This window comes from Microbulbifer sp. Q7, from assembly GCF_001639145.1.
GTDB lineage: Bacteria > Pseudomonadota > Gammaproteobacteria > Pseudomonadales > Cellvibrionaceae > Microbulbifer.
The window spans coordinates 1,766,451-1,786,122 of sequence record NZ_LROY01000002.1; the positions used below are offsets into that span (position 1 = coordinate 1,766,451).

18 protein-coding genes and 5 tRNA genes are annotated in these 19,672 nt (G+C 55.4%); 8 read left to right on the forward strand and 15 right to left on the reverse strand.

Going from position 1 to position 19,672, the window contains the following annotated elements; translation table 11 throughout:
• Positions 1–6: 6 nt before the first annotated feature.
• The 3 genes from AU182_RS12995 to AU182_RS13005 all read left to right on the forward strand — a co-directional run bounded on the left by AU182_RS12995 (position 7) and on the right by AU182_RS13005 (position 2,477).
• Positions 7–801, forward strand: coding sequence for a hypothetical protein (locus AU182_RS12995; RefSeq protein WP_066965954.1), 795 nt, complete (start codon positions 7–9; stop codon positions 799–801).
• 95 nt (positions 802–896) lie between these two features.
• Positions 897–1,502 (forward strand): BRO family protein, encoded by a 606-nt coding sequence (locus tag AU182_RS13000; RefSeq protein ID WP_066965957.1) that lies wholly within the window; start codon positions 897–899, stop codon positions 1,500–1,502.
• Positions 1,503–1,607: 105 nt separating this feature from the next.
• Positions 1,608–2,477 carry an HNH endonuclease gene (locus AU182_RS13005; RefSeq protein ID WP_066965960.1) on the forward strand — a complete coding sequence of 290 codons (870 nt, stop codon included), beginning with the start codon at positions 1,608–1,610 and terminating at the stop codon, positions 2,475–2,477.
• Positions 2,478–2,686: 209 nt separating this feature from the next.
• Here the strand turns inward: AU182_RS13005 and AU182_RS16565 are convergent, their stop codons facing one another.
• Complete coding sequence (locus AU182_RS16565) at positions 2,687–4,375, reverse strand: hypothetical protein (protein WP_153039228.1); 1,689 nt, start codon at positions 4,373–4,375, stop codon at positions 2,687–2,689.
• Between the two features lie 93 nt (positions 4,376–4,468).
• Positions 4,469–5,284, reverse strand: a complete 816-nt coding sequence (locus tag AU182_RS13015) for an endonuclease (RefSeq protein WP_369802078.1) — start codon at positions 5,282–5,284, stop codon at positions 4,469–4,471.
• A gap of 522 nt (positions 5,285–5,806) precedes the next feature.
• Between AU182_RS13015 and AU182_RS16925 the strand changes: the two genes are divergently transcribed.
• Both AU182_RS16925 and AU182_RS13025 read left to right on the forward strand, forming a co-directional pair.
• A complete protein-coding gene (locus tag AU182_RS16925; RefSeq protein WP_369802084.1) occupies positions 5,807–6,052 on the forward strand; it encodes a LexA family protein in 246 nt (81 codons plus the stop codon).
• The gene (locus tag AU182_RS13025) at positions 6,049–7,326 is read left to right on the forward strand and encodes a Y-family DNA polymerase (protein ID WP_066965970.1); all 1,278 of its coding nucleotides are present in this window, start codon (positions 6,049–6,051) and stop codon (positions 7,324–7,326) included. Before AU182_RS16925 ends, AU182_RS13025 begins: the two co-directional genes overlap by 4 nt.
• A gap of 183 nt (positions 7,327–7,509) precedes the next feature.
• On the opposite strand, the gene AU182_RS13030 is transcribed toward AU182_RS13025, so the two are convergent.
• The 3 genes from AU182_RS13030 to AU182_RS13040 form a co-directional block, all read right to left on the reverse strand.
• Entirely contained in the window at positions 7,510–9,207 is a 1,698-nt protein-coding gene (locus AU182_RS13030; protein ID WP_193754345.1) for a site-specific integrase, read from the reverse strand.
• Positions 9,208–9,318: 111 nt separating this feature from the next.
• Positions 9,319–9,406 (reverse strand) — tRNA-Ser (locus AU182_RS13035).
• 120 nt (positions 9,407–9,526) lie between these two features.
• Entirely contained in the window at positions 9,527–10,087 is a 561-nt protein-coding gene (locus AU182_RS13040; RefSeq protein WP_066965976.1) for a nitroreductase family protein, read from the reverse strand.
• Between the two features lie 322 nt (positions 10,088–10,409).
• On the opposite strand from AU182_RS13040, the gene AU182_RS13045 reads away from it, so the two are divergent.
• On the forward strand, positions 10,410–11,804 hold the full coding sequence (locus tag AU182_RS13045) for an adenylate/guanylate cyclase domain-containing protein (RefSeq protein ID WP_066965979.1): 1,395 nt from the start codon (positions 10,410–10,412) through the stop codon (positions 11,802–11,804).
• Between the two features lie 29 nt (positions 11,805–11,833).
• On the opposite strand, the gene queF is transcribed toward AU182_RS13045, so the two are convergent.
• The 9 genes from queF to msrB all read right to left on the reverse strand — a co-directional run bounded on the left by queF (position 11,834) and on the right by msrB (position 16,773).
• Complete coding sequence (gene queF, locus AU182_RS13050; protein WP_066965982.1) at positions 11,834–12,667, reverse strand: NADPH-dependent 7-cyano-7-deazaguanine reductase QueF; 834 nt, start codon at positions 12,665–12,667, stop codon at positions 11,834–11,836.
• Between the two features lie 67 nt (positions 12,668–12,734).
• Positions 12,735–13,508, reverse strand: coding sequence for an ABC transporter permease (locus tag AU182_RS13055; protein ID WP_066965985.1), 774 nt, complete (start codon positions 13,506–13,508; stop codon positions 12,735–12,737).
• Positions 13,505–14,470, reverse strand: coding sequence for an ABC transporter ATP-binding protein (locus tag AU182_RS13060; protein ID WP_066965988.1), 966 nt, complete (start codon positions 14,468–14,470; stop codon positions 13,505–13,507). The genes AU182_RS13055 and AU182_RS13060 overlap by 4 nt, the downstream gene beginning before the upstream one ends.
• Before the next feature lie 209 nt (positions 14,471–14,679).
• Positions 14,680–14,755: transfer RNA gene (locus tag AU182_RS13065), tRNA-Gly, on the reverse strand.
• Positions 14,756–14,832: 77 nt separating this feature from the next.
• Positions 14,833–14,908, reverse strand: a tRNA-Glu gene (locus tag AU182_RS13070).
• Positions 14,909–14,916: 8 nt separating this feature from the next.
• A tRNA-Gly gene (locus AU182_RS13075) sits at positions 14,917–14,992 on the reverse strand.
• Between the two features lie 2 nt (positions 14,993–14,994).
• Positions 14,995–15,070 (reverse strand) — tRNA-Glu (locus AU182_RS13080).
• Between the two features lie 243 nt (positions 15,071–15,313).
• Entirely contained in the window at positions 15,314–16,231 is a 918-nt protein-coding gene (locus AU182_RS13085; protein ID WP_066965991.1) for a DUF1499 domain-containing protein, read from the reverse strand.
• 104 nt (positions 16,232–16,335) lie between these two features.
• Positions 16,336–16,773, reverse strand: coding sequence for a peptide-methionine (R)-S-oxide reductase MsrB (msrB, locus tag AU182_RS13090; RefSeq protein WP_066965994.1), 438 nt, complete (start codon positions 16,771–16,773; stop codon positions 16,336–16,338).
• Between the two features lie 269 nt (positions 16,774–17,042).
• On the opposite strand from msrB, the gene AU182_RS13095 reads away from it, so the two are divergent.
• Together AU182_RS13095 and AU182_RS13100 are read left to right on the forward strand one after the other, a co-directional pair.
• Positions 17,043–18,257, forward strand: coding sequence for a pyridoxal phosphate-dependent aminotransferase (locus AU182_RS13095; protein ID WP_066965996.1), 1,215 nt, complete (start codon positions 17,043–17,045; stop codon positions 18,255–18,257).
• Between the two features lie 48 nt (positions 18,258–18,305).
• Positions 18,306–18,701: a hypothetical protein gene (locus tag AU182_RS13100; RefSeq protein ID WP_066965999.1), complete on the forward strand. Its 396-nt coding sequence runs from the start codon at positions 18,306–18,308 to the stop codon at positions 18,699–18,701.
• Here AU182_RS13100 and AU182_RS13105 read toward each other — a convergent pair.
• A complete protein-coding gene (locus AU182_RS13105) occupies positions 18,698–19,648 on the reverse strand; it encodes a class I SAM-dependent methyltransferase (RefSeq protein WP_082859432.1) in 951 nt (316 codons plus the stop codon). The two genes, AU182_RS13100 and AU182_RS13105, sit on opposite strands and share 4 nt — an antisense overlap.
• Between the last annotated feature and the right edge of the window lie 24 nt (positions 19,649–19,672).

Consider the following 19,672-nt stretch of genomic DNA (forward strand, 5'->3'; position numbering starts at 1 on the left):
ACCCCAATGACCAATGAAACAACTGGCCGCGCACATCTGGCCCTGAGACCTACTCAAACTGACACCCGTGACGCTGACACTCGATACAGCGATGGTGTCGATAACTACCTGTCCGAGCAGAAGCGACAGCAGGCCGCTAGCTACGGTGGTCGTGATTACCTCGACATCGATGAGGCATACAACCTTGGCGTCGGTGTTAAATCAGAGTGGTTTGAGCCGGGAGCGAGTACCACCACCTCGAAGCGCATAGTCGACCACAAGCACAAGGCGATGCTCGATGAGCTGAAAGCCAACGGACAGCTATCCGACGCTGCCTACCAGCGAGGCTTGGAAGAAGCTGGCTATCAGCAGGAAGAGATCGCTGAGGACGACAGCCCCGCCGCCGGTCTCGATCCCCTCCAGTACGATGAGGAAACGTCCAACAATGCTCAGTGGACGATTAACCAGGTAGGCGAGTCAGCGTTCAGAATGGCCATGACCAGCTACGTGATGGGCGACAGCACCGCTGCCATGAATCTCGCAGACCGACTCCAGACACGCGGAGTAACCCCTGATGACATCACCGGCATGTACGACAGCATGGCTCAGACCGCTGCTGGCAAGATCGCTGCAGTGATGGAAGCCAACGGCGATGAGGATGTGTCTGTCAATGAAGTGATGGCATGGGCGAAACAGCTTGAGCCGGGACAGCAGGTCTACCACCTGACTCGAACTGCGATGGCGTCGGCACTGTTCGATAACTTCAAGCATGTCCCTGATGTAGTCCAGAAGTACCGCCTCACGAAGCGTAAGCCACGCTAACACTACCAACTAAACCAAACCACCACAGGCCAACCAGCAGCTCTCTTATGCCGCTGCTGCGTTTGCCGGTATCTGAAATTTAATGGAGACCGCCAATGAATGAATTAACTATCAACGACTTGACTAGCTTCCAGTTCGACGGACAGCCAATAAAGGTTGTTCAGTATGAAGGGCTGGAATACTGGGTTGTCAAAGAAGTATGCGACCTACTGGGCCACAGTAACCCAAGGCAAGCACTGAAGGACCACGTAGACTCGGAAGACATTTTGACCGTAAGCAAACGTGACGCTCAAATCGTATCTGGTAGCCCGAAGGCCCGAAGCGTGAACCTGATCAACGAGGCCGGTTTGTACGGGCTGATCTTCGGTAGCAGACTGGAGGCCGCCCAACGCTTCAAGCGTTGGGTCTTCAAGGAAGTATTGCCGAGCATCCGAAAACATGGTGGATACACCCAAGGTCAAGAGGAGTTGACGGAATTACAGAAGGCCGCACTCCACGGGACTGCTCAAAGCCTAGCGTCTGCTGTCCGATACTTAGACAGGGAAACCAAGCACCTCCACTGGTTGAAACCGGATAAGGAGGCAAGGTATCTCGAACGGGTGCTGGAGAATACTGCAGCGCGTTATAAGCTGCCCATGGCGCTGGTAGTGGCCTTGAACAGGTATGGCCTCAAGGATGTCCAGAAGGAACTGGCGATCTAAAGAAAGGGCCTATCCATATTTTAAGTTGATTATGGTACAACGGTGCACAATCGAAAAACTTGCATGTACATGTCATATTGGCGTTCTTCGTAAGGAAGTTGAATTATGGATTATTGGTTACTTTTGGAGAAATCTGACGAGACGCGAGTTTCTAAGGGCATCAGGAGTTATGAGGACACGACCGGCCGCCAGTATAATTATGATAGCTTGGTGCCAAATCATCGTAATTTGAAGCAGCATGATCGTGTGGTTTTACGCAAGGAAAACGATATCCTCGGTTACGGGGTGGTCGGATCGGTACGATCTTATTCATCAGTAAAGGAGCATTCTCGATGTGTAAGTTGCGATTCTACGGACGTGCGTGAAAGATCTACGAAGCTACCTCGCTGGAAGTGTGGTCGCTGCGGAGAGGAGTTCAAAGTACCGAAGATTACCAGTCAGCCTGTCAAGTCTTTTGAGGCTATTATTGGTAATTTTATTAGGCTAGAAGATCGTGTGCCAGTTAGGGATGTCAAAGCTTGTGCGGCGTCCCCCAACGGCCAAAATTCTCAGCACTCGATCTTGAAGCTTGACCAGGAAAAAATTCAGGAGCTGATTGATTTTAGTCGCTTGGAAGCTGAGGTGGTCAGGCTTGATGACTTGATAACAAAAGCGGAACTTGAAATACAAAGTTCACTTCATGGGTCAGCAGCGGAGAGAAAGGCGAGACTTAAGAACGCCAAGAAAAAGCCAGATAAAAGGCGGTGTTTCGTAGATGTTTTCGTTCGTAACCCAGATGTTGTGGCTGAAGTTCTTTCTCGCGCCAATGGGACCTGTGAAAACTGTGGTAACGAAGCTCCGTTTATTAGAAGGTCTAACGGAGAGCCATACCTCGAGGTGCACCATAAAATCCGTCTAGCCGATGACGGCGAGGACAGTGTCGAAAATGCAATTGCGCTATGCCCCAATTGCCACAGAATGGCGCACTATGGTTAAAAGTAATTTTAGTGCGACTGCGGACCTTTCTGCCCCCCGAAAGTATTGACAGATACTATGTGTAATTTGAAAAGCTGTACAGCCGCCATCCTGCGGGGACAGTTTCGCCCTTCGCCAGCTGCCTCTAAGTATTGCGGAGATAAGTGCAAACTGACAATTCGGATGGAGGCCGTCGAGATGTTGGCAGCTGCCAAATCCCTTGGTGGGGGCTATCTTTGTCTAAACCTCCAGCGTAAGCCTAAGAAGAATAGATAGATGAATGTAAAGGCAAGCATTGCATATATCGTCAAGAAGATTTTGAATCTTGTTGTCGCTGTGATGTAGTCCTCGACAAGTAATCTTTCTTCACGCCAAATTGAAAATGGGACAACTAAAACCTTGATTGGGTATTCCACTGCTACTGATATCTTTTCAAGGTCGACGTTGCATTCGCTTGAGTATGGAGAGTAACAGTCAGAGATAGTGGTAAAAATAATCGCTACAGTTAATACGAATAACCATAAGAGGCATTTTATAGGCTTCTCCGTGCTCATTCCGTAGTCTGAGAATCGGCTGTATAGCGCTGACCAGCTAAATCTTTCTTCCCACCACCGCCTGAGTCTATTTGTTTTTCCTTGAGCGATCTTGTGGTTCATGCAGTCATGCTCTAGGGCGAAGAAGGTGCCAGCTTGTATATGGTCTCCTTGTTCTTCGAGGATTTTAAAAATTCTTCTGTATGCTCTTTCTGCAGCAAATCCATGTCTCATTGTAAAGCATTCTTTAGGGGGGAATATTGCGCCATTTGCTAGAGCTTCCGCCCCAATGTTTGGTACTCCAGTAACGTCAGTTCCACTCAGAATTAGCATCTTATGTAGTTTGCAATCATCTATTGTTAGATTGGCGAGGCTGCAGTCTTTAATCTCAAGCCTTGATAGAGATTTCTCTTTCCCCAGGGCTTCTGATTTTATTGTGATATCTTCACATTGAGTTGATTTTATGGATATTTCTGGAGAATTCTCAGCAACAGTAAAAGTTATCTTTCCATTCGCTTTCGTATTTTTAACTTCTAAAAAATTAGCCACCCCATTTCGGAAAAAAAATCTCTCTTTATTTTCTGACTCGTCTGTCATGGTTACATGATTCAGGGAAGTTTTTACCCAAATTCCATGGACTTCTACATGACCGATAGTGGATTTCTCTACTTTCAATGTATTTGAAGGTGAGCGCTGAGATGGCGGGCTTGAAGTTGTTCGGACAGTTAGTGTATCAACTGTGATACCTTCTAGCGTTAAGCTCGAGTTATTCTCGGGGATACCTACGGTTACTGAGCTATCTTCTTTTTTTGGGGGACTTATAGAACTTATTAGTATTTGTCTTGTTTTAGATTCTTTTTCAATCTGAATGGTTAGATTTTGTATCGCTGAGTCGGTTACCTTTAGTTTGCCGTCTACCTTGCAGCGTGAAAGAGCTAAATGGTTTGCATTGACACCATCAAAAGTTATGTCACCAAGAAAGTCAACTTGATCAAACCTTAGCTGCTCTAATTGGGGGGGGCTCCTAAAGGCTGCTCCAGGCGGGAAGGATGCTCGGTTTCTTCCCTGTGTGCTTGAGAAATCTGAGATGTTAGCTTTCAGAGCTTCACTTAAGAAGTCGTTGAACTTTGCAACGGCTACTACATCAAGTTCGTGCTTTCTTCCTACAACCTGCCGAAACTTGCGATTTACTGATGGGGTTGTCTCAATTTCCGTTGGCTTTTCATCGTGTTCTTGGATTATGTAGTTGTTGTCTGGAAGATGTAACCAGCAATAACTCAAAAGCTCTGCACGTCTGAGATGATGTTCATCAATTTGTACGGCGGCGTATACAATTGCGCCGGGTACAGTTTGATACGGACATTCTGGTGATTTACAAGTCGACATTATATTCCTTATCTTTTATTGCCGCCTGATGACGAAGTTGTGCACTTATTATATCTGCGCAGTTCCGCTTGATTTCTGTCACATTTTTGTGGTCTAGCAATTTTCTGATACGAACGTATTAGAGTTGCTCTGGACTTCTTTTATTCGCCGCTCTCTTTCACATTCCCACAAGTCAACAGGGTCTTGCCAATTCCAAGCTTCAAACAGTCGCTTCTGTGCTCGTGATAGTGAAAGGCCATAAGTGTCGGCCATGTAGAGGTACGTCCGTGCGATATCCCCTTTGCGGTTGGCCGGAGGTTGTACTGCGCGTTGCTTGAAGTCCACTTTGAACTCGACGTTGCCGTACTGCCCAAAACTATCCCCCAGTTCCGTGAAACGGTAGTTTGAGCGATCACCATTAAGCTCTCCTATCGCCGGGACGAGGTTGTGCATGTCGGCCTCGGCCATACGGAATAACTCATCATTCCGGCTGCAGCTCTTCCTCCCACCGGTTTGCCAGCACTGCCTCTGGTGACCGATGACCCAAGCAGGAACTACGTGCTCCCACTCAATGCGGCTTCCCCGGTTAGCGTTCTTGCGGGGCTTATATCCGCAGGTGGTCCAGTCGGGCACAAGCTTCTTTCCCTGGCGGTGGTAGGCGCAGCCAGAATAGAAGGCGACTTGATCAGCTGGTTCCCGATACACAGCCGATGAGAGGACACGCTTTGCTTGGGAGAATGTGGTGATGGAGTTTCGATCACTCTTAAGTGACGCAGTCTCCACTGAGGGGGTTGGGACGTTTGCGGAGCGGTGGCAGTGGTACTCACCACGCTTACGGTCGTTATGACACCCCTCGGCATTAAGGCCCCCGCCATGAGCGAAGACCAAGGCTGGCATGAGGAATAGGGTGGCGGCAAGGATAGAGCGCATGTATGTCCCGTCGTTGGTTTATTCTACTGTTGGATATTGTGCCAAAGAACGGTCAGTTCTGCTGCAGTCAGAGTATTGACCGAAGCACGTAGGTTGCCCAAAATACTGTATATGAATACAGTATCCCCTACTCCCGTACCTTTCCTGCCTGTCGCTGTCTCAGCGGGCTTTCCCTCGCCAGCAGCCGCCTACTCTGCCAAGCCCTTGATCTTGGACGACTGGCTTTGGCCGACACGTTCAGCTTGCCAGTTGGCCGCTTGGGGGAGTGATGGCCGCACATACCTCATTCTGGACTTGGCAATGCGACCGGTGGCTGGAGACCAGCTCTGGGTCGCGAACATGGACGAACTACTGGACTGGCCTTGTGCGCAGGCGTCTGAGCCCGGTATAGGCGTCGTGGTTGCCGCTACTATCCGCCTGTATCGTCGCCGGCCTGACCCCGGCCCCAAGCCTCAATCTGTGCACGACTGGTTAATCCGTCGTCCCTTTGCGACTTACCTCGTGAAGGCTGAAGGGCGTTCTATGACTGGTCATGGATTACACCATGGGAGTCTGCTGGTGGTTGACCGCAGCTGCGAGCTCCACGATGGTGATATCGTCATCGCAGGTTGTGCCGATGGCTTCTTGGTTAAGCAGTACCGAACTAAACCCGGCCGTCTGGTCGCTGGTAATACTGACTATCCCGATATCGTTCTGGAGCGAGCTCCTCAATACGATCTGGATGGAGTGGTGATCGCCAGCCTCACTCGTCATCGGGGGCCAGCATGAAGCGCTGGGACTTACAGGCCAATCAGATCGCTCTCGTCGATGTAAATAACTTCTATGTGTCCTCTGAGAGAGCCTTCGACCCGTCAATTCGACATAAGCCCGTCGCGGTTTACTCGAATAATGATGGTTGCGTAATCGCTCGATGTGCAGAGGTTAAGGCCATGGGAGTGAAGATGGGCGCACCGGTGTTTGAAGTACGGGGGGTGTTACGCGAAAGAGGTGTTGTTACCCGAAGCAGCAATTACACGCTCTACCATGACATGTCCTGCCGCTTTATTTCATCGCTGGAGCAGTTCTGCCCAGAGGTGGAGCAGTACAGTATCGATGAGAGCTTCCTCCACTTTCGGGGCTTCGGCGAACGATTAGCAGAACATTGTCAGCGACTGGTGTCAGCAGTGCACCAGTGGACGTCTATGCCATGCTGTGCCGGGATTGCCCCAACGCGAACCTTGGCTAAGGCCGCAAACCACTTCGCCAAGACCCTAGGTGTGCCTGGCGGCGTCCTACAGATCAATACTGAATACCACCGCCAGCAGCTCTTGAGGCAGCTGCCTGTTGGAGAGGTCTGGGGGATTGGTCGACGCCTTTCGGAGCGCCTTGGAGCGATGGGAATTACCAGTGCCTGGGAGCTTTCAGTAGCCCATCTTCCGACGTTACGGAAAACGCTTGGCGTGACTGCGGAGCGTACTTCCCGCGAACTGCAGGGCATACCCTGCATCGAGCTCGCACCAATGGATCGTGTCAAGAACGAGATCGTATCGGGTCGAACATTCGGTAAGCTTTTACATGATTTCGATGCACTGATGGCTGCGGTGGCCAATCACGTAATGCTTAGTTGCGAAAAGCTGGCCGCGCAGTCTGGAGCTGCTGGGCGTTTGACCGTCACTACCCAACGAAGGAAGCCCGGCGGCGAGTGGCGAGAGGCATCTGCTTTTACTGAGTTGCGCCCTGCCTGCTGTGTGCCGTCCGTACTGATGGGAACAGCACGGCACTGCCTGAAGGAGGTCTTCGCAGAGGGCTACGAATATCGCAGAGCTGTAGTGATGTTATCTGCACTGGAGTCAGAAGCCGAATTACAGAGTGACCTGTTCTCCAACAATCCGAGCAAAGACGATGGTTTAGCCAAGTGTCTCACAGCCATTAACCAGCGATTGGGACGAGGGAAAGTAGTACTAGCGAGCTCAAGGCTTTCTAACGACTGGCTGATGCAGAGGGAGTTTCTATCTCCCGCCTACACCACAGACTTCAGGGAATTACCTACAGCCCTTACCTAAAATTCAGCCACCTATCACCAGTCTGAGCTTGCTCACCCCTACAGCATTCCCAATAATAACCGCACCTCAAGTGTTCAGCCTCTCACCACTATCACAATCGCCACCACATCGATGGCGATGAATTCGACACTGCAGGGCTTTATACCGAACTATTCCATTTAAATCTCTTGCGAGTAGCTGGCCTTATTTGAGCTCGGTGTAGTGCTTCACCGGGAGCTGAACCCGTTCAAGCTGCTGTATGACCTTATTAGCGGTGTCGATACCGATACCACCATAACCACGCCCGACTGAAGAACCTTGATGCCCAGTAATTGCGTCGTGAACATCTTCCGCCACGTTTAGGCGACGACAGGCCGTCTTGAACGTATGGCGAAATGCATGGACAGGCTGCAAGCCTTCAGCAATGCCAAGCGCCTTGAATTGAGTACCTAGCATTCGACTGAGCCCTGCCGACAATGTGCCGTCAGTATTTGGCTTCAGCATTGAAAAGACGCGATGGCTGGTAGCGGTCTTGTGCTTCCTGTGTTGCAGTCGCCCCTGCTCCACGTATTCAAGGAAGCCAAGGTCGAGGAGATGCTCGTGGATAGGCACAAGGCGAGGCTCACCGTTCTTGGTGCGTTTGTCATCAGCGTTAGGATTGATATCGATACACCAGACGCCCTCCTCCTGCTTTACATCTGAAAGGTGAAGCTGAGCAACCTCATTGAGCCGCGCGCCGGTGTAGTGGCAAATTAATGGAACCCAGAATAATGACAGGCCGTAGTCAGTGTCGACCCTGCGCACCGGCTCGAACTTATGCCGGAACAAGTCAGAGCCGAATACCTTCTGTAAGTCAGCATCAGAATAGCCAGTCTTCTTGGGTGACGACTTCGCCGCCTTCCGTGCTACCCGTTTCAATGAGCCAGTGAACGGGTTCTCTTCGATGTAGTGATGATCGACAGCTACAGAGAACAACGACTGGAACAGCCGAACATCCTTCTTGACAGTGTTCGATGCCACACGCTGCTCGTCGCCCTTCTCCGCCCAAGCAATTTGATCCTCCAGAGAGAGCGCCTTTATGTCCCTGCGCTTGGTAACCGGTCGGAGAATGAGCCGGTTTACGAATGTAGAGGCGTGTTGTTTGGTGACCTGCTGAACAGGAATATCTCCTCCAACATGGCCAACAAACCAGCGTACCACCTGATCGATGTCCCTGAACCGCTTCAACAGCGCCGGCTTCTGACTCGGGGTTGCCTGGACAAGCTCAGTGGCCCTGTACTCTTCATACAGTGCAGTGATCGTAATTGAATTATCGACAAGGGCGCGACCAGCTTCAGACAAATTCGCCTCAGTGAGCGTTGTACCTAACTCATGGCCCCACTTGTCGCCACCGCGAAAGACCAGAGCATCTGTGAGCATGTCCCATTTATCCAACAGAGCTTTGCTGACACCTTCGAACGCTTTACTCCTAGGAGAGATCGCAATGTTTCGGGCATGGAAGAAGTCCAACAGCAAACCATCAGCAGCTTTCTTGGTGGGCGTCATGTTGGGCGTTAGTCGGTGAAGATAATTGATGTAGTCGACAATGCTGTCAGCCTCCTCCATCAGCTCCACCTGATATCGAATACACATCTCGGCAAGCGTGAAGAGATCGACAGGTTTGAGCTTTAGGGAGTCATTTCGCTTGGGTGCCAGCTTCAACCTGGCCTCAGTGACAAGCTTGTCCAATTCGACACGGACAACAGCCGCACGGGCTGCGGCCTCTGCCTTGTTCTTGGTCTTCAGAGATCGTTCAAAGTACTTCTTGCCGATGATTTTTTGTACATCGACAGGAACACGCTCACGGACGTACCAGTAACCGTTGCTCTTCTGAAACATGCTGAGAATGATATAGCGACCCACGGCCATTGCCTCCAAATGTGAAGCAATTTTTCAAGCCAATGTGAAGCAATTTGATAGGGGCTAGTTAGCCAGAAACAAAAAAGCCCCGAAAAATCAGGGCTTCTTGATAGATGGCGGTGAGGGAGGGATTCGAACCCTCGATGCCTTTCGACATACACACTTTCCAGGCGTGCTCCTTCGGCCACTCGGACACCTCACCAAATTGTCTTGCTAATCAGTAACATAGCTCCCAATCAGCGAGCGCGCACTTTACAGAAAGGTGGCGGTGGGTGCAAGTGTATTTCGGAATTTTCCGCCACTTGCGCCCAATGTGCAGCGATCAGTCGCCTGTCCATTCCGCAAAGAAATCCTCCACTGCCAGCTCCGGTGCCGCACGGGGGGGCTTTTTCGGGGTGCCCATGTAGATGAAGCCGCTGATTTCTTCGTTTTCAGCCAGCCCCAGTGCTATTGCGACCACCCGGTTTTCCGCAAGCGCCCCCGTGCGCCAGTAGGCGCCAACACCTTCGGCAAACGCCGCGGTCAGCATGGCCTGTACCGCGCCGGCGGTGGACATGCGTTGCTCTTCAAAAGGCACCTTGGGGTGCTCTTGCAGGCGAGTGATCGCCACCAGGATCAGCGGGGCACGCAGGGGCATGGCGAGCGTGCGCTCACGTTGGACGTCACTCAGGGGGGCATCGGCCTCGCTGGCCTGGAGGTAGATTTCTCCCATCCGGTTGCGGGCCTCGCCCTCCACCACCAGGAAGCGCCAGGGGCGCAGGTTGCCGTGGTCGGCGGCACGCAGCGCAGCGCGGAAAATGGCCTCCCGTTGCTGGCGGCTTGGGGCAGGTTCCGTCAACCCGCCCACAGATACCCGGTTGTGCAGAGCCTCCAGCGCGTCCATAGATCTTCTCCAGTTAATAAGCAGCCTATTAGAACTCCCTTTCAGGGACGTGGAATTCTACCGCAAATTTTGGAACGAATATTATGGTACGACCGTTCAATTTGAAATTGTGTCCTCTCCAGCCGTCGCATTCACCCCAACATGAGGGTAAACTTTGCGCCTGTCAGTGATCCAAGCCTCGTTATAATGAAAAACTTTTGAGGCACTGGCGTAAGCACCCGCCCGCGGCCGGACGAGTGCGCTGTACACCAGTGACTGATGGGGACGAGAAGAAAACAACATGCTCCCGGATCCACACCGTTACCGATAAGACCCAGCGTTCATGCAGAATCAGCCAGAAGAAACCGGCGGGCGCCCGCAAGACTCCCGCTATCCAATCTATTTCCGTGCCCTGATCTGTTTTGCGGCCTCCGGTACCCTGTTAAGCAGTGTCAATTGGTCCGCACAGCTCTCGAAAGGTGCGCTGCTTCAGCTCGCCATGGCGGCGCTGCTGCTGGCCTATATTCCCGTTGCCCACCATATTGCGCGGCGCAGCATTCCAGAAAATGCGGCCAAGATTCGCCGCTGGCTTGCATTTACCGATGCCCTCTTGATTGGCATGGCGATGGCCATGGCCAATTTCAGCCTGCTGCCCAGTTTGCTCTTCGTCACCATGGTGCAGTTCAATGCCCTGACCCAGGGTGGCGGTCGCAGCTGGTTTGAGCACAATACGGCGATGCTGATCGGTATGGGGGCGGGCTACCTGTTGCACCGCCCGACTTTGGTGGTCAACGCCGACCTCAACATCAGCGCTGCCAGCCTGATCGGGGTATTCACGTACTTCTGCTGCTACGCCTTCTACACCCACAAACAGATTTCCCGCCTGAAGGCTGACAATCAGCAGCTACACAGGGAACAGCGCATCGCCAATCTGGCCAGCTACAAGCTGTCCCGCTATCTACCCAAGCGTTTGTGGCGCGCCGTGACGACCGGCAAGGAAAAAGAGATCGTCACCGAGCGCAAACTGCTGACGGTGTTCTTTTCCGACATCAAGGATTTCAGCCAGCTCACCGAGGAGATGGAGGCGGAAACGCTCACCCGTCTGCTGAATAGTTACCTGACGGAAATGTCCCGCATCGTCGCCCATTACGGGGGCACCATCGATAAATTTATCGGTGATGCGGTGATGGTGGTGTTTGGGGACGACCAGAGCAAAGGCCCCAAGTCCGATGCACTGCGCTGTGTGGCCATGGCGCTGGCGATGCGTAAACGCGTGCGGGAAATGATGCAGGAGTGGTACGACCAGGGTATCTCGCACCCGCTGCAGATCCGCATGGGGATCAATACCGGTTACTGTACGGTTGGGGTATTCGGCACCGCCGACCACCAGACCTACACGGTGATGGGCACCCACGTAAACCTGGCCGCGCGCCTGGAAAGCGCCGCCGACCCCGGTGAGGTGCTGATCAGCCATGAAACCTGGGCCATGATCAAGCAGACCGTCATGTGTCGCGACAAGGGCCATGTCACCGTGAAAGGTTTCAGCACGCCGGTGAAGGTGTATTCCGTCACCGACCTGCGCAAGAACCTGGGGGGCCAGCAGAGCTACCTGGAAGAACACGCCCCGGGCTTCGCCATGCACCTGGACCTGGACAAGGTGCGCAATTACGACAAGGAAAAAGTGCTGCAGGCGCTGCAAAAGGCGCAGGCCCGCCTCAAGAGCAAGGTCATCATCTAACGCCCCGCCCTACGCCAGCCCCGGCAGCTTCACTGCCGGGCAAAGCGCCCCGGAAACACAATCTCGCCCGTAGACGTCCGCAGTGGATTGATATCCAGTCCGCCGCGACGGGTATAGCGGGCGCACACCGTCAGCTGTTCAAAATCCGCCAGCTGCTGCAGATCGCAATAGATACGCTCCACGCAGTGTTCGTGGAAATCCTGATGCTCGCGAAAAGAAACCACGTAGGCCAGCACCGAGGCATGGTCGAGTTGTGGACCGCGGTAGGTGATAGAAACGGTGGCCCAGTCGGGCTGCCCGGTTACGGGACAGTTGCTGCGCAGCAGGTGGCTGTATAGCGTCTCCCCGGTCGCAGCACCCGCGCCCGGCGCCAGCTTCAGCAAACCGGCATCCGGCTGATAGACCCGTGTCTCCAAGTCGAGCTTGTCCACGCAGGTTCCCACTGGAGCCTGCACCGCCAGCACCGGGTCCTCTACATCAAACAGGGTCACCGCCACATCACTGCCGGCGGCCGCACTCAGATCTTTTTCCAGCGTTGCGCGCACCGTTTCGGCAGATTCGAATTCCGTCTGGTTGAACGAATTCAAATACAGTTTGAACGACTTGGATTCGATCATCGACGGGCTGGAGGCGGCAAAGCGGAAACGGGCCACCGCTACTTGCGGCACCCCTTTGGGATTCAGCCAGGAAAGCTCGAACCCCCACCACTCGTCGGCACCGGTAAACGGGAGCGCGGCCCCCTCAATCCCCAGGTGCGCGCGCGATACCGAGCGGGGAATCGGGTGCAGCAGCTGCGGGTTGTAGGTGGACTCGTAGCGGGTCTCCTGCCCCAGCGGCAGGTTTTGCCAGTCTTCGCGTTGCATCGTCAGCTCCAGTAACCTCGATCTATCAGTGACGCACTATCAATGGCGTTCTATCAATGACGTGCGATTAATGGCGCAGCCGCTTGCCGTGACTCATCAGGTGCAGAGCCCAGGCAGACAGCAGCGCGATAAAGGCCAGCACACCGACAAAGGCCCAGCCCACGCTGATATCGGAAACACCGAGCACCCCATAGCGGAAGGCATTGACCATATACAGAATCGGATTGAGCTTGGACAACCCCTGCCAGAACGGCGACAGCAGTTCGATGGAATAGAACACCCCACCCAGATAGGTCAGCGGCGTCAGCACGAAGGTGGGAATAATCGAGATGTCGTCGAAGCTGTTGGCGAAGATTGCATTGATAAATCCCGCCAGTGAAAACAGAACCGAGGTCAGGAACACGATCAGTATTGTGAGACCGATATGCTGCACCGACAGCGAGGTGAACAGTAGCGCGATCAGGGTGACAACCGCTCCCACGATCAGGCCGCGCGCGACTCCACCGAGCACGTAGCCCGCCATCACCACCCAGTTGGGCGTGGGCGACACCAGCAACTCCTCCACGCTGCGCTGAAACTTGGCACTGTAAAACGAAGAGACCACATTGCCGTAAGAGTTGGTGATCACCGCCATCATGATCAGCCCCGGTACCACAAACTCCATATAGGAATAGCCGCCCATTTCACCAATACGGCTGCCGATCAGGGAACCGAAAATCACAAAGTACAGCGACATGGTGATCACCGGCGGTACCAGCGTCTGCGGCCAGATACGGAGAAACCGGCGCACTTCCCGACGGAAGATGGTGGAAAACGCGGTCCAGATTAACGACAGGCTCATGACTGCACCTCCTTGCTTTCACCCTGGTCATCGTCGGCTTTTTGCTGCTTGTTGTCCGCAAGCAACGAGACGAACAGCTCTTCCAGTCGATTGGCACGGTTGCGCATACTGGTTACCGAAATATTCTGTGCAGTGAGCAGGGTAAACAGCTCGCTCAGCGACTGCCCCTTGTGCACTGTTACCTCCAGGCTGTGCTCGTCCAACAGGCGACCTTCAAAGTGACCGAAGTCTGGCACCTCGCTCAGGGATTCGCGCGTATCCAGGATAAACACTTCGCGGCTGAGGGTTTTGATCAGGGATTTGATCGAGGTGTTTTCAACAATATCGCCCTTGTCGATGATGGCGATATTGCGGCACAGGCTCTCCGCCTCTTCCAGATAGTGGGTGGTCAGGATAATGGTGGTGCCCCGCTGGTTGATCTCCTGCAGGAACTCCCACATGGAACGCCGCAACTCGATGTCCACGCCGGCGGTGGGCTCGTCGAGAATCAGGAGCTTCGGCTCGTGGATCAGCGCGCGCGCGATCATCAGCCTGCGCTTCATACCGCCCGACAGCATACGGGCCTGGGTGCTGCGTTTGTCCCACAGCCCCAATTTGCGCAGGTACTTCTCGGTGCGCTCCTCGGCGAGCTTGCGCGGCATGCCATAAAAGCCGCCTTGGGTGCAGACGATGTCGAACACCTTTTCAAACTGGCTGAAATTGAACTCCTGGGGCACCACGCCGAGCTGCTGCTTGGCCCTGGGGAAGTCTTTGTCGATATCGATACCGAAGATAGACACGCTGCCGCCCGTCTTGCGCACCAGCGAGCAAAGAATCCCGATGGTGGTGGACTTGCCGGCGCCGTTCGGCCCCAGCAGGGCAAAAAAGTCCCCCGGCTGCACATCGAAGCTGATGCCTTTCAGGGCCTGAAAGCCATTGTCGTACGTTTTCTGCAGGTCGCGAATGGAGAGTGCGGCTGTCATGCTACCAACTGTATTTACGAAAAGAAGGCGCTATTCAACGCCCATGCGAGGCACATTTCAACCCGGGGCCGAACGGGCAGCGCCAGTGGTCGCCATACGGGGGATAAGGCAGGCCTGCCAGGACGACACTGCCGACAACAGGCCGGGCAAGAACATACGGCCAAAAACGTGCAGGCAAAAAAAAGCCGCTCATTGAGCGGCTTTTATTTTGGAGCGGGAAACCGGGTTCGAACCGGCGACCTCAACCTTGGCAAGGTTGCGCTCTACCAACTGAGCTATTCCCGCGAATTTGACTGGACCGAAAAACTAAATCTTCCGGCCCAGTAATGCAAGGTCGTCGTTGCGTTGCGACCTCGCAGTATTGGCATCCCCAAGGGGAGTCGAACCCCTGTTACCGCCGTGAAAGGGCGGTGTCCTAGGCCTCTAGACGATGGGGACATAGGAACTGGAGCGGGAAACCGGGTTCGAACCGGCGACCTCAACCTTGGCAAGGTTGCGCTCTACCAACTGAGCTATTCCCGCAGTGGCATCCCCAAGGGGAGTCGAACCCCTGTTACCGCCGTGAAAGGGCGGTGTCCTAGGCCTCTAGACGATGGGGACCCAGAATCCTTCATCGGCGTCGCTGAGTGCTTGTGAAAGTTCAGCTGTGCGTCAGAAGTGGGGCGCATTCTATGGACAGCCCGGGGGGCTGTCAACACCCGATTGAAAACTTTTCTGTAAATTTTTCCTTTCCATACAGGGACTTACATAACCACCCGCACGACGGCCCGCAAACTGGCCCGCCGCCTGCCTGGATTGACCGGGCACCGCGCCACAGTGACCACCGGGCGGCCCATAAAGTGATTAAGGCGCCACCTCCCTGCCTGCACCCAGGCGCTCCTCGAGCCGCCGCAGGAACTCGCGAATTCGTGCGGCGTTGCTGCCAAAATCCCGCTCGCCGGTGCGAGAGGCAGACCGCATGTCCACCTCGGTATTCGTCGCAGGGGTAGCGGCGGCAGCCTTACCGGCGTCCTCACCAGCGTCCTTACCCGCGTCCGAGCCACCCGCCGCGGTTTTCGGGTCGTCGGTTGATGTCTTATCAGAGGCTTTCTTTTCATCCTTCGGCGTCTCGGTGGATGCCCCCTCCGGACGGATGCGCACCACAACATCCTGGGTGACCCCAAGGATCGGTGTGCGCGCCACTGCCTCCAGACGGCCCTGCCCCGCTTTCACCGCGATGACCCGCCAACCAAGCTCCCGCGCCACCAGCTCTGCCGCTGCCATGACATCGGCCGTGGGGGCCGGCACCACCAGTGTCTGAATATCCCGATACGCGGGCGTTTCTTTCTGCACCGCAGCGGCGGCCGCGCCCGGGTAGTCGGGGCTGTGATCGCCCTTTTCACGCACGGACAGCAACAGGTCAAACTGGGGGGGATCCTCCAGGTCGGTGGTAATGTCGTAGAGCGCCGGCGCATTCAGGCTCTGCTGCCCCACCGTATACAGCGGCAACGCAACGGGAACCAGGCCCAGCACCATGGCCCACAGGGCCGCCGTGCGCGCCTCGCTGTGGCGGCGGATCAGCCCCCACAGGAACACCAGCATGGAGAAGAGCGCCACCGCCACCATGGCGAGCCCCAGACCGCCAAATAGCTTCAGGGCAGACTCCAGCCCCAGCACACCGGTGCGCACGCCCACCACACCCAGGCCAATGCCGGCCAGCAGTGTCCATTGAATGCGGTACAGCCAGCGTCCCCAGTGGCGCGGGCGGCCTGATCGAATCATCTCCGTTCTCCACGCTGCAGCGGCCAATGCCGACGCGGTAAGCGAGGGCTTACCCCAGTCACGCAGGCCGCAAGACTACCCTTCGACGGTCGGGGCCGGCTCGGTCACTCCGCGCCTTTCTGCGGGTCGTGCTCCGGGTCGCGCTCCGGGTCCTGCTCAGGGTCGTGTTTTACCGACAGTGAATTAACACAATAGCGCAAGCCGGTGGCGGTCGGCCCATCCGGGAAAACATGACCGAGGTGACAGCCACAGTTGGCACACAAGATCTCGGTGCGCTGCATGCCCAGGCTGTTGTCCACGCGCTCCTCAACGACGCCGCTCTTTGCCGCCGCATCAAAGCTTGGCCAGCCGCAGCCTGCATCAAACTTGGACTCCGCGTGAAACAGCACCTCTTTACAGCAACGGCAGCGGTACTTGCCGTCCTCGAAGGTATCCCAGTACTCGCCGGTAAATGGCCGCTCGGTCCCCGCCTCGCGACAAACGCGAAATTCTTCTTCGGTCAGGCGCTCGCGCCAGTAGTTATCGTCTTTTTCTTTTGACATACTGTGACTCCTTTTTTTGCCTGATAAGTCAGTATCCAGCGGCAGTACCCAGCCCGGCCCAACACTTAGCGGCAACACCTTACTCTATCACTGGTGTTTTCCCCATCGCGCCCGGTTCACCCAACCACGTCCGGTGGCCACAAACCGATTCCAAAACTGGCAGAAAAGCCTGCTTAACATCAGGCCCCAGTTAGAAGAATTTGCCCGCCGGAGCGCCGCTGCGCGACGATCCGGTGTACTGTTGAAATGCCTATTTAAAGAACACAGCAATGAAGGATATTCACAAGTCGGAAAAACTCCACGGTGTCTGCTACGAAATACGCGGTCCCGTCATGGAGCAGGCCTCGCGCCTGGAAGAGGAAGGCCACCGGATCATGAAGCTGAACATCGGCAACCCGGCCCCTTTCGGCTTCGACGCACCGGACGAAATCCTCCAGGATGTGATCTACAACCTTTCCCAGGCGCAGGGCTACGTGGAATCCAAGGGCCTGTTTGCGGCACGCAAGGCCATCATGCACGAGTGCCAGAACCTGGGCATCCCCGGTGTGGACATCGACGATATCTACCTCGGCAACGGTGTTTCCGAACTGATCTCCATGTCTACCCAGGCGCTGCTGAATACCGGCGACGAAATGCTGTTACCGATGCCCAACTATCCGCTGTGGATGGCGGCCACCAACCTCACCGGCGCCAAGCCAGTGCTGTACCGCTGTGACGAGCAGGCGGGCTGGCTGCCGGATATCGACGACATCAAGTCCAAGATTACCCCGCGCACACGCGGCATTGTGGTGATCAACCCGAATAACCCGACCGGTGCGGTCTACCCGAAAGCCCTGCTGGAACAGATCGTTGAAGTTGCGCGCCAGCACAACCTGGTCATTTTTGCCGACGAGATCTACAGCAAAATCCTGTACGACGACGCCGAGTTCACCCCCATGGGCACCCTCGCCGAGGATGTACTGTGCCTGAGCTTCAATGGCCTTTCCAAATCCTACCGGCTGGCCGGGTTCCGCTCTGGCTGGATGATCATCAGCGGCGCCAAGCACCGCGCGCGCGGGTTCATCGAGGGCATGGACATCCTGTCCTCCATGCGTCTGTGCGGCAATGTACCGGCAATGTTCGCGGTGCAAACGGCGCTTGGCGGCTATCAAAGTATCAAGGACCTGGTGTTGCCCGGCGGTCGCCTGCGCCAACAGCGTGACCTCGCCTACCGGATGCTGAACGATATCCCCGGGGTCAGCTGCGTGAAGCCGCAGGGCGCCATTTATCTGTTCCCGCGCATTGACCTGAACCAACACAAGATCGACAACGACGAAAAGCTTGTGCTCGATTTCCTGCGCCAGGAAAAAATCCTGCTGGTACAGGGCAGCGCCTTCCACTGGGACGCGCCCGATCATCTGCGCATCGTGTTTTTACCCCGCGCCGACGACCTGTCCCACGCGATCCAACGCCTCGGCCATTTTCTTGAGCGTTACTCAAAGTAAACACCGACCACAGGTTTAGAGCAGGAAGAGCAGGTACGAGAAGAACCGATGCTGGACGATTTACATATCCACGATTTCTACCGCGATGCGGGGCGGATTCTGCTGGCGCTGTTCCAGCAATTCCCCGCCCCGGCCACAATTTATGTGGAAGACATTGCGGGCCCGGACACGCCCGATGAGTTCGGCCTCCATTCCCCCCGCCACCTGGCCTGCCTGGGGGCCATGACCTGGCTGAAGGAATGCGGCTACATCCATTTTTCCCAGGTGGTGCGCCAGGAAGCGGTAGAGGAAGCCACCCTCACCCACCACAGCTTTCTGCTGCTGGTCAGCCGCGGGGAAGATGGCATCAGTAATGCGGAAAAGCTCGATCAGGTCGTGCGGGGCGGTTCTTCGCCCCAACTTGAAGAATTGATGGTGGCGCTGATGCAGCGCCTGCAGCGTTAAACCGTCCGGGTGAAGCGGACATGCAGCATTTTTAATGCGGCATCGGGGTCGCTGTCCGGGAAATCGGGGTTTTGCGGCAAGCGTTCCACCACGGAATAACCGGGGTCCGCAGCACTGATCAGTTCGCGAAAATACGCTTCGCTGTGCGCCGGGGAATTCAGCACCAGCAGCAGATCGGCTTCGCCTGCGAGGCAGGCCGGCAGTTTCTCCAGCAACTTCGCGTAATTACTATCAACCTCAAAGGCACCCCGCTGTCGCGTCGGCGGATCCACAACCGCCAGGCGGAAGGGGCCGCTGCGATCGTAGCGCTTGAAGTCCCGCAATGCGTCCCTCGCCACAAACCGAATAGCCTTCAACGGCAACCGGTTGTACTGGTGGTTCGCCTGGCCGCGTTTCAGTACGCCCTTGTTCAGGTCGATATTCAGAACCTCCGGTGCACCCGCCGCCCGCGCCACCACGGAAAAGGCGCAGGTAAACGCAAACAGGTTCAGCAGTTTGAAATCCTCCCCCTGCTCCACCAGCGCACGCACCTGCCGCTCCAGCCACGCGCGACCCGGCTCAATATCCAGAAAGAAGCCGACATTCTGGCGCTCAAAGGTGAGCGGAAACTTTAGTGGCCCGCGACGGGCCAGCGGCGCCTCGACAGGCTCGCCCCATTCCCACTGGATGGGCGCACGCGGCTGGTAACGGCGCTGCACCGCCAGCCCGCTATACCCGAACGGCTGCACCAGCGCCCACAGCTGCTGCGCAAGCACATCCTCACCCTCGTATGCCTCAAACAGAGTCACCAGGATTGCCGGGTGATAGCCGTCGACACACACACGCTCGAATCCCGGATAGCTATTGCCGCGGCCGTGAAACAGACGACGGCTGTCCAGCGCGTTTTCGGTCGGGCGCGATTGTTCGAGCTTGCTGCGCACTTCCTGCAGCAGAGGTTCCCAGTTCACGGTAATGCTTGCCTGTTTTGATGC

What these genes read in the sequence shown, in the direction of transcription:
- msrB (WP_066965994.1), bottom strand. Translation starts at nt 16,773, where the DNA reads ATGTCAAAAGAAAAAGACGATAACTACTGGCGCGAGCGCCTGACCGAA.
- queF (WP_066965982.1), bottom strand. Translation starts at nt 12,667, where the DNA reads ATGCAACGCGAAGACTGGCAAAACCTGCCGCTGGGGCAGGAGACCCGC.
- AU182_RS16565 (WP_153039228.1), bottom strand. Translation starts at nt 4,375, where the DNA reads ATGTCGACTTGTAAATCACCAGAATGTCCGTATCAAACTGTACCCGGC.
- AU182_RS13025 (WP_066965970.1), top strand. Translation starts at nt 6,049, where the DNA reads ATGAAGCGCTGGGACTTACAGGCCAATCAGATCGCTCTCGTCGATGTA.
- AU182_RS13045 (WP_066965979.1), top strand. Translation starts at nt 10,410, where the DNA reads ATGCAGAATCAGCCAGAAGAAACCGGCGGGCGCCCGCAAGACTCCCGC.
- AU182_RS13015 (WP_369802078.1), bottom strand. Translation starts at nt 5,284, where the DNA reads ATGCGCTCTATCCTTGCCGCCACCCTATTCCTCATGCCAGCCTTGGTC.
- AU182_RS13040 (WP_066965976.1), bottom strand. Translation starts at nt 10,087, where the DNA reads ATGGACGCGCTGGAGGCTCTGCACAACCGGGTATCTGTGGGCGGGTTG.
- AU182_RS13100 (WP_066965999.1), top strand. Translation starts at nt 18,306, where the DNA reads ATGCTGGACGATTTACATATCCACGATTTCTACCGCGATGCGGGGCGG.
- AU182_RS13000 (WP_066965957.1), top strand. Translation starts at nt 897, where the DNA reads ATGAATGAATTAACTATCAACGACTTGACTAGCTTCCAGTTCGACGGA.
- AU182_RS13005 (WP_066965960.1), top strand. Translation starts at nt 1,608, where the DNA reads ATGGATTATTGGTTACTTTTGGAGAAATCTGACGAGACGCGAGTTTCT.
- AU182_RS16925 (WP_369802084.1), top strand. Translation starts at nt 5,807, where the DNA reads ATGACTGGTCATGGATTACACCATGGGAGTCTGCTGGTGGTTGACCGC.
- AU182_RS13085 (WP_066965991.1), bottom strand. Translation starts at nt 16,231, where the DNA reads ATGATTCGATCAGGCCGCCCGCGCCACTGGGGACGCTGGCTGTACCGC.
- AU182_RS13055 (WP_066965985.1), bottom strand. Translation starts at nt 13,508, where the DNA reads ATGAGCCTGTCGTTAATCTGGACCGCGTTTTCCACCATCTTCCGTCGG.
- AU182_RS13095 (WP_066965996.1), top strand. Translation starts at nt 17,043, where the DNA reads ATGAAGGATATTCACAAGTCGGAAAAACTCCACGGTGTCTGCTACGAA.
- AU182_RS13060 (WP_066965988.1), bottom strand. Translation starts at nt 14,470, where the DNA reads ATGACAGCCGCACTCTCCATTCGCGACCTGCAGAAAACGTACGACAAT.
- AU182_RS12995 (WP_066965954.1), top strand. Translation starts at nt 7, where the DNA reads ATGACCAATGAAACAACTGGCCGCGCACATCTGGCCCTGAGACCTACT.